Genomic DNA, 13140 nt, shown 5'->3' on the forward strand with positions numbered 1-13140 from the left:
CTTAGACTCAATAACTTGACAACAAAGGGGAAACTGCGATCGCTCATCCACTGGCGAGAAGAGTGTTGTAAGTTAGGAAAATCAGGTACTGATTCCACTCTATATGATAAAAATTGTAACCACTCCCTACCGCGATCATCCTGTTTAAATTCCAGTATGCGGTAAGGATGGGGATAGCTTACCAATGAACCTGTAGTAATTTCATATAAACCATGGGATTGAGCCACATCTTGAACATGTAAATGTCCTGTGAATATCAGTTTAACTCCGTATTGTTGCAGTAATTGCAATAGTTCTGGCGCATTTTGCAAAATGTAGTGATTTGCTATCGGATGACTGGACTGGTTGGGCACATGCTCAACTACGTTGTGATGTACCATTACCAACACCAAATCATCACCAGCATCATCTAATACCCCTTGTAACCATTGCAATTGCTGTTCATCCAACCGCCCGACTAATTTTCCTTGGTCGTTAAACGAGTTAGAATTCAATCCAATTAGTCTTACCCCTGGAAGTACCTCACAGGTGTAATAACTCTTTTCTGGTTGAGAATAACCAAACTTGCGATAATAGTAAGGAAAATCACCGAAAGCAATAGATTGCTCATTTGCCTGTAATACAGGAACATCATGATTTCCAGGCACAACATAAGCAGGAAAAGGCAGCTTTGATAAGCGTTCCGCCAACCAGCTATGATTTTCAGGCTCCCCATGTTGGGTTAAGTCCCCTGGAATCAATAGAAAATCTAAGTCTAATTGTGTTAAATGTTCTAGTACACTTTCAAATGCATTAATACTAACTTCCACTAAATGAAATCGACTGGGATGTTGCCAAATAGTATGGGGAAGGGCAATATGTAAGTCGCTAACTATTGCAAAACGAAATTTATAAGTCATTGAAGTAATGATAATTTTTAAATCAGAGTGTAAAAACTCTTTAAAAAAAAGTATAACCTGACCTTTATCATGTCGCAGACAAATGATCCCCGTTAAGATTTGTATAGTATGGAGGTTCATTTAGCAGCGTTTACGAAGTAACACCGAAGGAGTGTGGTCAGAATCAAAAAATGACAAAATGTAGATTCAAAATTTCAAAAATTTAGCATCTACCTAGAGAAATAAATTATTTTAAAATTGGTAAAAGAATAACTGGTAATTGTTAAAAGGAGCAGAAAAATTTGGCAGCATTGAGAGTCCGAGTCCGTCAGCACGTTAACCCTTTAGCAAACAAGTATCAAACACCTGTAAATCCTCTAGAATGGGGAAAAATCTATGCTCATCCCAACCAACCCCTCCATTTAGATATTGGTTGTGCTAGGGGACGTTTTGCATTAAAAATGGCACAGATACAAACCCATTGGAATTTTCTAGGGCTAGAAATTCGTGAGCCATTGGTAGATGATGCCAATAGATTATGTTCTGAATTAGGGCTGACAAACCTACATTACTTATTTTGTAATGTTAATGCCTCCATGCGATCGCTTTTATCTAGTCTGGCTCCGGGAACACTACAACAGGTTAGCATTCAATTCCCCGACCCCTGGTTTAAAACTCGCCATGCAAAGCGGCGTGTTGTGCAACCAGAATTAGTTGCAGAACTGGCAGAATATCTAGCACCAGGAGGAATAGTATTTTTACAGTCAGATATTCAATTTGTTACATGGGAAATGTGCGATCGTTTTGCAGCACATCCCGCTTTTGAGAGACAAGGTAATGGAGAATGGCTATTGGAAAATCCCCTTCCAGTGCCTACAGAGCGGGAAATAGCTACTCAGAATAAAGGGGAGCCTGTATATCGCGCCTTATTTACCAAGGTTGAATATAATGGTAAATAAAACTGAAAACATTAAGGTGTTGGAGACTTGCCAGAATTACGCACATTCACAATCTTATTTAAAATATCAAACCAGAATGGGGCTCCCATAGCGATCGCAATTCCACTGATAATCCAACCAAAAAACATACTTAAATACTTAAAGAATGGGAAAGATTCTTGTTTGGAGACAATTTGTTGCTGATAATTAGTATTAGTCCAACCCAAAGGTAGAGCAATATCGGTCAATACTTGATCCGTTTGATTTTTTAAGTCCTCAAAATTGACCACAGATTGGGAATCTTGTTGCAAAACTTGCCCAGCATTACTAATAATTGTATGCCGGATAGCAGAATCTTTAGATAGCCGATTCACCATATGAAATGTATCAGCATTGGAAATAACAGCAATAATAATTCCCAACAAAATGGCTACACCCTTAGAGTTACGCTTGTATACTCCTGATGCCCTATCCATAGAATTATTAAATGAATGCTCAATTTCCTGACGTAGTAAACTAATGCCTTCCTCTGTCTTTTGTACCCTTGTTTGGGCATTTTTGGCAAAAATACTCAAACTTTGTGCCATAGATGGAGGTAAGCGATCTATCACATTTTCAATAGCTTGAAACGCCTCATTATCTCTATCTTGCATGGATTCTTTGATTTCCTGATAAACAGGGCTATCCTTATTCACAGATTGAACCACTTCATTCACATTAGGCTGTAAACCACCAAGGGATATTGCTCTTTCTGCATCACCAAAAGCATCTTGTTTTAAAAATTGTAGTCTTCTCAAAGCTTTTGTGGATATATCATTGGTTGTCATATTCGATTGAAAACTATCAATATATCTATCCAGACTTTCTCCCATACGATTAATACTGGTAACTAAATCAGCTTTATCTTGTTGGAAGTTCCAAAGAATTTGCTCGAATTCTGCGTGCATCTCTGCAAATTCCTGGTACATTTTATTAAAAAAAGTAGCCATATTTTCATCATTAGCAGACTGCTCTTGCAGTTGAAAGACAATATTTTGAATCTCTGCTAATTTTTGCTCTTTAAATTTTGTAAATCTGGATTCACTCAATTTTTGAACTAATGTTGGTACTTGTAGAGTATCTATAAGAGTATTGGCAAAAGTTTGGGCAGGAATATAAGATGGTCCACTATGCTTTTGATCACCAAAGACTGTATCTTTTGTTTGTAATCTTGGACCCTTTGGTTGCAGTGCTCGATAAATTGAGGCTACTCTCCAGGTAAATTGTCGGGGTAAGGTGGGGAGTAAACCTTTCGCTTCCTGGTTCAGACTTTTAACTAAAGGATTCGCATAAATTTGATTGACTAATTGAATGACTCGCAAATCTTGTGAATTTTGTAAATCTCCAGCCAAGAGAATTTCAATTGCTCTTCTTAGATGTTGGGCGCGCCATTGAAAAAGTGTAGCAATCAATTCTTGGATTTCCGATGCTAATAAGCTCAGGGTCAAGAAAATAAATATTAAACCCAGTGTGACATCTAAAATAAAAGATATGTTCATTGATGCTCCCTCCAAGGTATTTATTAATTGTTATATTTAGTAGACTAATTGGCAATTTTTACCATAGTGTATTTAGTCAATAAAATTCAAATTAACTTGACAATACTTGTCAACGAAGAGGACAAGGGGCAGAGGGGAGAACAGAACCCTACGAAGAGGACAAGGAACAGGGGAAAGAACAGAACCCCATATATAAATGTATAGGCTTGAATCCCTTTTGGGAAAAATTGAATTAGTTTAAGATTTGATAATATTCAAGCATAATGGTTATATTTACGATTTGCCAAAGCTCTTTTGGAGTTAAATACGGCAACCAAGTAATCACCATCGCGTCTTTGTCTCTATCTAGACTAAATTTGCCAATAATTTCCAGAGTATGCCAGCAAAAAGCTTTTTTTGGGGTCGAGTCAAAAAATGGGATCAACTTCATGACCAATGGATTGATGGCTTGTGGATCATCCTCCTCTTGATAGCAACTGTATTACTTTTTACCATAGATTTGGGTACATTACCTCTACGAGATTGGGATGAAGGAACAGTAGCCCAGGTGGCTCGAGAAATTGGGCGTACACCGATTAATTCCATGACTTGGTTGTACCCAACTCTGGGAGGAGAACCATATCTAAATAAACCACCACTTATGCATTGGTTGATTGCTATAGCTTATTCCCTCGGGGGAGTGAGTGAGTGGACAGCACGTTTACCCGGAGCATTACTATCAGCAATTTCTGTACCCTTACTCTACGGGATTGCTCGAGAATTATTTCATCAACGTATTTGTGCTATTTACGCTGCTCTCGTTTATCTCACCATGCTACCTGTGGTGCGTCATGGACGTTTAGCCATGTTGGATGGAGGGGCAGTATTTTTCTTTCTGTTAATGATTTTATGGGTATTGCGATCGCGGTATAACTTAGTTTATTGCCTGGGAATAGGAGTGAGCTTGGGACTCATTTGCCTGACAAAAGGCATGTTGGGGTTATTATTAGCAGCGATCGCTTGTATTTTTTTGCTCTGGGATACACCCAGATTACTTACCAGTTGTTATTTCTGGTTTGCCATCTGTTTAGGTATGATTCCTGTAGCTTTATGGTATGGTGCCCAGTGGTGGCATTACGGTCATACCTTTAGTGATATTGGGGTGATGAATCAATCCCTCAGCCGTATTTGGCAGGCTGTTGAAGGACATGCCCATCCCCCTTGGTTTTATATTTTAGAAATTGCTAAATATACCTGGCCGTGGTTATTGTTTTTACCCCAAGCTTTGCGCCTATGTTGGGAAAACCGAAATTTGAGCTGGGCAAAATTAATATTGGTATGGATGGGGGGTTATTTGCTAATTATTTCCATAATGACTACTAAACTACCTTGGTATGTTTTCCCCATTTATCCTAGTATTGCCCTAACTATTGGTGTACTTTTTGCTGAAATTGAAGGATTTCCTTTACTTTCATCCTATCCCCGTGCTTGGGTTAATGGTTTAACTTTACTAGCAATTGCGGCTTGTGGAATTCTAATTTATTACTCATGGAATAATTCCAACCCCATTGAACTACAGCTAATTTTCATTGTGGTAGCCATCACTATGGGATTAGCAGCCGTTTTGGTACACAAAGGTGACAAGCAGTTCCTGCAAGTTTTAATTTGGGGAAGTTATTTATCCCTTTTATTACTCATGCAATCTAACCACTGGGTTTGGGAACTGCAAGAACGCTACCCCGTTAAACCAGTAGGTGAAATTGTCAAGCAAGGAACTCCACCGGGTACCAAAATTTACACATCTAATCGTGAACATCGCCCTTCCCTCAATTTTTATAGCGATCGCTCCATTATTCCTGGCAATAATATACAACTACAAGAATATTGGCAACAGAATCAGCAACCTTACTTGTTATTGACTCAAGATGCTCTCAATCAAATGCAATTGGGTGCAGTCAAGCAAATTAACGAATCTGAAGGCTGGATACTAGTAACAAAAGAGAGGAAGGGGAATGATATTTAGATATTTAGTTATATAGTCAAATATTTTTTTGTTCAAGTCAACATATTTAAGTTTTACTCTGGTTTGTCCGGTTTATCTATTTTAGGAATTGCTGGAGTCTCTTTATTAGATACTTGTTGTTGAGTGACAAATATCATCCCCGTGATCATCGCAACTAATAAAATTAAAGATACTAAGGATCTCTTAAATAAAACAGATTTGCTGAAAATTTTATTATTAGGTCTATTATGAGTACGCAATGACTCATAGAAAATAGTCTGTTTCCAAGCCAATGGATCCCGGACATAATGACCACTATGGCTGACAACTAGCCGCTCCTGACAATAAGGGCAGGTAAATAATCCAGAGCCACTCTTAATTAACTGAGATTTTCCATTATTTTGGCAAATTGGGCAAGTAAGATAGTGATTATCAATATTATTGTGTGTATTCATTAATTTTGTCCGTTTAATCCATTTACTTACTTTATATAGATATGTGATTTGTACTCAATTTGTCGGGAAATTTAGATTTTAGAGATTCCCTCTATTCAGAATACCCACAAAGTTACATTATTAACTCAGCATAACCTACGTAAAGCAATCACAGCATCATTAAATTCAGATGGATATGCATCTTGATTAGCTGGTATTTTGTAGGAACAACTATTACTTATCAACTGTCTTACCATTTAAGCATTATCCCCAGCCAGATTGTAAAAAAACGCAACTTTTTTCACTCAATTTTTGTCAAATAAGTACACAAATATAGGATACTGACTACAATCATCTGTCAAATCAGTAATCATTTGATTTGTCAGTGATTTGTGTCACAGTCTATCAGTAGAGCAGAAGCCTGAGACCAAATTACTGTAGTTTATTTTATTCATTCGTAAACTAAAGTTTGAAATCTAGTTCCTGGCATTGCATAAATGATCGCTCACAATCATCAGAGACAGTAGAAAATTTAAATTTTTTGTTAGATTTTGTTGTTTCACCAATCAATAACACTTTCACCGGACTCGGTGAGATTGGTTGCGATATCATTATCCCTGGGAAAACAACTTGAAAATCGGCAATAAAGAAACTAGGCAAGATTTAGAATCTATTGGTATCTCAAATAACCTTAAATACGCCGTGCCCATGAACGCAAGCATAATTTTCGTGTTTGGTGATGGCATTTTCCCTTGGGAGAATCGTGGATTTACATACTTGATGGTGTAGTTTATCGTTTGATTCTGACCAGTAATTTTTTTTGGGGGAATAAAACCCCCAGAATCAGGCACAGCAAGAAACAACTGAATCAATAATTACCTAGGCGACAGTGACGAATATTTACGCTGTGGCTTCTACATCTTCCATCTCTTCAGCATCAACTTGTTTCAAACGAATATGTTTTTTCCCTAAAGTAATCACAAACTCGTCTCCAGGTTTGAGATTCATTTGTTTGGTATAGGCAGAACCAATCAATAAATTACCATTAGATTGCACGCTGATTCTGTAACTGGCACTGCGTCCTCCTCTACCATTTAAACTAGGAGTACCATCTAACTGAATGCCCTCCGCATCAATTAAAGCATTCAAGAATTTCATCATATTGACACGTTCTACACCATTTTTGGTAACGGTATAGTATCCGCATTCTTTAGCTTTTTCATCTTTGCTGAGGTTCTCTAACTCTTTGACTTTTGTGAGTAGTTCTTCACCCGTTAGGGGTTCAATTTTTTTCTGTTTAGCCATCAATGTAGATCGAAAATAAATGTTTGAAGTGTTTTAATCGTTCTTATTTTAGCCGATAAATTACTCGGAGGAACAGAGTCCTTTAGTTTTTATCTCAGCTATTGCTTAAGTATATTACAATTAGATGCAGAATTTTAGCTAATTATGCAATTTTGCCTGCACAATATATTGGTAATAAAGCTGGCAATTTTGATAAATCATATTAGGAAATTTTTCTTGATTTTTTTAATGCTATATTGTATTTATTTAAGTTTCATAAACTAGATCTACGAGTTTTACTAGAATTACAGCCTCTGAACTTGAATAAATAAAACTAGTACTGCTCTGGAGGATAAAAAATATTTCCTGCTGCCCTAAAGGACTTCCAAATAAAAAATAACCAATCCCTCAAAATCCAGGGGAGCAGGGAGCAGGTAAGCCACTGCGTTGCGCGGTAAGCCATTGCGGTGGACGGGTTTCCCGGCATAAAGCAAGTGCCACAACCCGTAGGGGTTACCCGCGTTGTAGCAAGTGGCGCAACCCGAATAGAAGCAGGGGGAGTAAAGCAATTAGTTCAAGTCCAGAAATTGAGTAATTTATTTTTTGGTGTTCCCTAATAGAAACCTCAAGGGAATAAAATGCTGATCATGCCAGCTTTTTGCCTAGTCTAAATGGTTAGTTGATGTATGCTGAATTTTACTAGAAGCAAAATCGAACTTCCATCTTTAAGTCATTAGCTATTCCAGTCAGAGCAAGTCTTATAAATTATGAAACTAACAGCTAAGGGACAATATAGTGTCAAGGCATTACTAGACTTGAGCTTACAGCCAAAATTTGGTCCTGTATCTGTAAAAGTAATCGCCACACGTCAAGATATACCTGCTCCTTACCTAGAAAAGATATTAATAGAAATGCGCCGTGCTGGATTAGTTAAATCCGTTCGGGGTAGTATTGGTGGATACCAATTAGCAAGAGAACCAAAACAAATATCTTTAGGAGAAATTTTGGAAGCAGTAGGAGAAAATATTATCCAGTTACCTAACTGCAATCCAGAACCATCACAAGCAGAAGATTGGGTAACTGTTTGTCTTTGGCGGAGATTGCACCAAAAACTCAAGGAAGCACTATATAGTATTACTTTGGCAGACCTTTATTATGATGCTCGTAGTTGGCAAGCTTCTCTGGGAGAAGCAGCTAGTTTTATAGTTTAACTACTAGCTGGAAAATAGGGAATGGGGAATCGGGAGTTGGGAATCGGGAAAGAGTTTTATGACCGAATAATAAAAGGACCCAAGCCCCTAACCTTAGACATGGGGTCAATCCAAAATTGTTTGACAGTTGCTTTAATCTTTGTTAAGATTTCGCCGACGCAAAAACACTTAAGTTTGATTTACATCAGATTGGCATTATTTTGAATCAAAAAAAAAGCTATCAATTCTTCTGAATGGAGAACTGCTCATTACTTAAATGGAAGGCTCTAAATACATGAATAATTGGTCATATAGCCAGAAAGAATATACTTTAAAACAGTCCCAAACAGGTATTTATCAACTACAAGACAGGTATAATCAAAACGTTTATATCGTCAAAGTCAGAGAATATGGGTGTGATATTGAGACAGCAACACAGCAATTAGTTTATCAGGTCAAAGTCAAAAAAGGTCAAACATACTTAAGAGATGCTGGCAAAAATTTGATTTTTTCCACCCAATCTCAGCTGTCACCAGTTGCATTTGCCTGTTTTGGTTTTGATATCCTGACTCGTAAACAACAAGCTGCTCTGGCTTATGCTGTAAATTTAACAGCATAAGCCATGTTAGTAAAAGTGCGGATATGATAATTATTTATTGTTAAAGTTTATTGAAAATAATTACACCTGATTTGTACCCATTGTGAATCTACGGCGCTTAATCCCATTTTTTGATGATTCCGTATCTAGTTGGTCTGCGGAAGCTAGATTGCTACACTGGTTGACATTTGTTTGGCTATGTATTGGCTTAATAGTCTTATTTTCGGCTTCCTACGCTGTTGCCGATGATCGCCAGTATGACGGGTTGTACTATTTTAAACGTCAATTACTGTGGGCATTAGTGGGATTGGTCTTTTTCCAAATTATTGTTAATTTACCTTTACGTAAGATTTTACGACTATCTCATTGGTTCTTGTTTATCCTCCTAGGGTTCATTTTTGCTACTCTCATACCAGGACTAGGTAAAAGGTCTTTGGGAGCATCCCGTTGGATACCTTTGGGACCAGTACCTCTTCAGCCATCAGAATTAATTAAGCCTTTCCTGGTACTGCAAAGTGCTCGGCTTTTTTCCCTCTGGGACAAACTTAGCTGGCGGTTAATTTTTGCTTGGCTGGCTATTTTTTGTCTGATAATTTTGGGAATCCTAGCCCAGCCTAATTTAAGCACAACTGCACTTTGTGGTATGACTATTTGGTTTATTGCTCTGGCTGCAGGATTACCTTATAAGTATTTAGGAGGAACAGCCCTTGGAGGATTGCTACTGGCACTACTTAGCGTCAGTATTAAGGAATATCAGCGCCAAAGGATTATGTCATTTCTCAATCCCTGGGCAGATGCCAGGAGACATGGATATCAATTGGTACAAAGCTTGTTAGCAGTTGGTTCTGGGGGTCATTGGGGTGCTGGTTTCGGGCTTTCACAACAAAAACTGTCATATTTACCAATTCAGGATACTGACTTTATTTTTTCGGTGTTCGCAGAGGAATTTGGATTTTTTGGCAGTATGGTTTTGTTATTTATGTTTGCTTGCTACGCTACCTTAGGATTGAGAGTGGCATTAAAAACAACTAAACCAGCCCATCGACTGGTGGCGATTGGTATTACTCTTGTGTTGGTTGGGCAATCGTTAATTCATATTGCAGTAACTACCGGTGCTTTACCTACTACTGGTTTACCATTACCTATGTTTAGTTATGGTGGAAACTCGATGATTTCTAGTTTGATTTCTGCTGCATTACTGATTCGTGTGGCAAGGGAAAGTAATGAGGCTGAAGTTGTACCATTACATAAAGATAGGGTTGAAAATTGAACTTGTGGATGGGAATTTTTTTTCTTAAATAAAAAAACAACCTATTGATACTTGCCATGATTTGGTTACTGGGTGCAGGGTGTGATCGCATTTGGTTTGCTCTGGATCGCTCTATTCCTAGTTGGGATCAGGCTGATTATCTTACAGGTACTTTAAACTATTGGCGGGGGTTACAAAATCCCGAGTGGTGGAATGGGGAGTGGTGGCAAAGTTTATGGCTATTGTCTTCTAAAATACCACCTTTGACTTATATTGTTACAGCATATATACAAAATATTTTCGGTACGGGACAGGATCAGGCTACATTGGTAATGCTGGTATTCAGTGCAATTTTACTTGGTTCTGTCTATGGTTTGGGCACAATTTTGTTTGGCGAATCCGTTGGTTTGTGGGCAGCTGGATTGTGTCAAGTATTACCTGGACTATATCGTTTCCGTCTGGAATTTCTCTTAGATTATCCCCTAGCAGCAGTTGTCACATTAACTTTCTTTTGTCTTACGGCTTGGCGATTTAAGGGGAGTGGAAGAAGCAGAGGAGCAGGGAGCAGGGAGCAGGGGAGAAAATCTGTTGTCTACACTTCACATCCTCTTTACTCCATCTTGATGGCTGGGGCGTTTGGGTTATGCTTTGGGTTGGCTTTGATGCTGAAGCAAACGGCGTTGATTTTCTTGCTTGTACCTATATTGTGGGTAATTTTTGAGAATCTATTTCATCGTCGTTGGGGAAAGCTATTCCAGTTATTTGGTGCTTTTGGATTGTCTACATTGGTTTTCGGTTCCTGGTATCGCACTAATTGGTTGTTTATTTTAACTTCTGGAAAACGGGCAACCATAGATTCTGCGATCGCGGAAGGGGATGCTCCTTTGAATACTCTCAAAGCTTGGACTTTCTATTGGCACCAATTACCCCATCAAGTCTCTATTCCTTTGCTAATTCTACCTATAGGGCTGTTGCTACTCTATTGTCGGATCACGGATTATAGGAATTCTGGAGATTCTACTGATGGAGTCAAAGGTACAAAGGATTTATTGTCTCCCATAAATTCTGGTAAATGGTTGGTAGTCTTTTTTGTGGGTTCATATTTGCTTTCATCTGTCAATCCGAATAAAGATGAACGCTATGTGTTGCCATATTTACCTATTGTCTCAATATTATTGTCCTATGGCTTAACTTGCTTTCGCAATCTCTGGGGAAAACGTATTCGCTGGGGTGTTTTGGGATTGGCGGTGTTGCTAATGTTACTCAATCTTTTTCCAGTTGGTGGTATTCCCGGAATCTGGATGACTCAAGCTTTGAGTCCCAAGGTTCAGCATTATCCTTATATGGGAGAAGAGTTACCCCATCGTCAGGTAATTAGTCAAATTATTCAAACTGAGCCTTATTTACGCTCAAATCTGGGAGTGTTGCCTTCAACGAGGGAAATTAACCAACATAGTTTAAATTATTATGGGGCGCTGGCAAATTTTCAAGTTTACGGTCGTCAAGTGGGAACCAGAAATAAGTTTGTTCCCCAAGATGCGCGATCGCTTGATTGGTTCCTGACTAAGTCTGGTGATCAAGGTTCTGTTCCAGAAGCACAGGGCAAAATCGTGCCAATTGTGGAGAAAGGTGGGGATTTTCAGTTAAATGAAGCTTGGAAGTTGCCTGATGGTAGTTCTATTAAACTTTATCATCGTCAAATAACTCCAATCGAGGTAAAGTCTGTTTCCCAAGGTTCACAAACTCAGATTACCCTCTCTCAAGTTAAAATCCCAGAAACAGCACCACCGGGAGTTCCATTACCTATATCTTATACCTGGAGTGGTGATTGGTCAGAATTACAACAGGGGTTAGTGTTGTTAACTTGGCATTCCCTTAATTCTCCAGGAGATAAGTCAAAGTCTTTTTGGATACATGACCACGGTATTGGTATGGGGAATTTAGATGCAGGTAAGCAAGAGCCCCAAGGTAAATTTCAAGTTACCGAAAAATTAGCCATGTTACCCCCTGCTGCAATTACACCAGGAAATTATACTTTGGAGGCTACCTATCTTAATCGGAAGACTGGGAAAGTTTATCCAATTAAAGTACCAAATATTACTCTAAATATTGACCCTCAAGTTGCTCCTATCCCAGCACCGGAATTGGATTTGTTAACTCAATTAAGGACTCTGGCAACTAATTTACCTAAAGGTACAGAAGCTGTAAGCAAAGTATTTGATGAAGTTGGACGTATTAACCAATACGACCCAATTCAAGATTATCTAGTACAAACACGATTAAGTTTGGCATATCGTTTAGAGCATATTGCACCTAACAAAGATTGGGCTTATTCTTTAGCCTTAGCCAATGCATTGCAGAAACGGGTAGATGGTGCGATCGCAGCTTTAGAAAAAGTGACTGAGTTAGATTCCCAGAATCCCTATGCTTGGGCATATTTGGCGTTTGTACAATTATATAATTGGCAACCAGCAGCAGCTCGAAAGTCTCTCCAGCCTAGTTTAGCGAAGCAACCTGATTTGCTAGAGTTTCAAGTGCTGGATGGTGTTGCGGCGTTGATGCAAGGTAATTTGATTAAAGTATGGCAGACTTGGCAAAAATTGGATTTTTAATTGGTTGTCTAGTTTCTCTTTTTAATAAATTTCATCTCTCCTTTCATTTCTCCTTCCGTTTCCATTCCTACAGGAATCCATCCTAAATGGAGATAAAAACCATAAGCTCTGAAATTGCGATCGCTACTTGTAAGTAACCATATTTCTTCAATATTCTGTGACCAGAGCCATTCTTCGGCTTTTCCCATTAAAGCACGACCAGTTCCACGACCTGCAAAAGCAGGGAGAACAAACATACCAAGAATGGTTTTCTCAGTTGCATTGGCGATAGAAAAAGCAATTGGTTTAGCATCAATTTCTGCAATCCATGCACAACAATCAGTTTGTAGCATTTCAGCAACTGTTTCTGGGGTGATACCTAGCTTTGCAATTTCTTCTCGGGATTGATGATTTTCGACAACGCTAGTTCTAATTTCAAATAGTGTTTCAATATCTTCT

12 protein-coding genes are annotated in these 13140 nt (G+C 38.5%); 7 read left to right on the plus strand and 5 right to left on the minus strand.

The features are described 5' to 3' along the window. Window positions 1–899 (minus strand): metallophosphoesterase family protein (locus tag CALSC_RS10110; RefSeq protein WP_088241236.1); only part of this gene is annotated, 899 nt, incomplete at its 3' end. A 281-nt stretch (window positions 900–1180) separates the two neighbouring features. On the opposite strand from CALSC_RS10110, the gene trmB reads away from it, so the two are divergent. After that, window positions 1181–1837, plus strand: coding sequence for a tRNA (guanosine(46)-N7)-methyltransferase TrmB (gene trmB, locus CALSC_RS10115; protein ID WP_407641904.1), 657 nt, complete (start codon window positions 1181–1183; stop codon window positions 1835–1837). A gap of 11 nt (window positions 1838–1848) precedes the next feature. Here the strand turns inward: trmB and CALSC_RS10120 are convergent, their stop codons facing one another. Further along, entirely contained in the window at window positions 1849–3354 is a 1506-nt protein-coding gene (locus tag CALSC_RS10120; protein ID WP_088241227.1) for a hypothetical protein, read from the minus strand. A 376-nt stretch (window positions 3355–3730) separates the two neighbouring features. Here CALSC_RS10120 and CALSC_RS10125 point away from each other — a divergent pair, with 376 nt between their 5' ends. Continuing rightward, the gene (locus tag CALSC_RS10125; protein WP_088241228.1) at window positions 3731–5356 is read left to right on the plus strand and encodes an ArnT family glycosyltransferase; all 1626 of its coding nucleotides are present in this window, start codon (window positions 3731–3733) and stop codon (window positions 5354–5356) included. Window positions 5357–5409: 53 nt separating this feature from the next. Here the strand turns inward: CALSC_RS10125 and CALSC_RS10130 are convergent, their stop codons facing one another. Both CALSC_RS10130 and CALSC_RS10135 read right to left on the minus strand, forming a co-directional pair. Then, a complete protein-coding gene (locus tag CALSC_RS10130) occupies window positions 5410–5790 on the minus strand; it encodes a hypothetical protein (protein ID WP_088241229.1) in 381 nt (126 codons plus the stop codon). 879 nt (window positions 5791–6669) lie between these two features. After that, a complete protein-coding gene (locus CALSC_RS10135) occupies window positions 6670–7074 on the minus strand; it encodes an AbrB family transcriptional regulator (protein ID WP_088241230.1) in 405 nt (134 codons plus the stop codon). Window positions 7075–7547: 473 nt separating this feature from the next. Between CALSC_RS10135 and CALSC_RS27815 the strand changes: the two genes are divergently transcribed. The 5 genes from CALSC_RS27815 to CALSC_RS10155 all read left to right on the plus strand — a co-directional run bounded on the left by CALSC_RS27815 (window position 7548) and on the right by CALSC_RS10155 (window position 12702). Further along, window positions 7548–7670 (plus strand): hypothetical protein, encoded by a 123-nt coding sequence (locus CALSC_RS27815; protein ID WP_268807199.1) that lies wholly within the window; start codon window positions 7548–7550, stop codon window positions 7668–7670. A 150-nt stretch (window positions 7671–7820) separates the two neighbouring features. Next, window positions 7821–8264: an Rrf2 family transcriptional regulator gene (locus tag CALSC_RS10140; RefSeq protein WP_088241231.1), complete on the plus strand. Its 444-nt coding sequence runs from the start codon at window positions 7821–7823 to the stop codon at window positions 8262–8264. Between the two features lie 274 nt (window positions 8265–8538). Next, window positions 8539–8862 (plus strand): hypothetical protein, encoded by a 324-nt coding sequence (locus tag CALSC_RS10145; protein WP_088241232.1) that lies wholly within the window; start codon window positions 8539–8541, stop codon window positions 8860–8862. Window positions 8863–8944: 82 nt separating this feature from the next. Next, complete coding sequence (locus tag CALSC_RS10150) at window positions 8945–10111, plus strand: FtsW/RodA/SpoVE family cell cycle protein (RefSeq protein ID WP_088241233.1); 1167 nt, start codon at window positions 8945–8947, stop codon at window positions 10109–10111. 56 nt (window positions 10112–10167) lie between these two features. Continuing rightward, window positions 10168–12702 carry a glycosyltransferase family 39 protein gene (locus CALSC_RS10155; protein ID WP_088241234.1) on the plus strand — a complete coding sequence of 845 codons (2535 nt, stop codon included), beginning with the start codon at window positions 10168–10170 and terminating at the stop codon, window positions 12700–12702. Window positions 12703–12710: 8 nt separating this feature from the next. On the opposite strand, the gene CALSC_RS10160 is transcribed toward CALSC_RS10155, so the two are convergent. After that, a partial coding sequence (locus CALSC_RS10160; protein ID WP_088241235.1) for a GNAT family N-acetyltransferase occupies window positions 12711–13140 on the minus strand: 430 nt, incomplete at its 5' end.

The organism is Calothrix rhizosoleniae SC01 (assembly GCF_900185595.1).
In the GTDB taxonomy this organism is placed as follows: domain Bacteria; phylum Cyanobacteriota; class Cyanobacteriia; order Cyanobacteriales; family Nostocaceae; genus Calothrix_A; species Calothrix_A rhizosoleniae.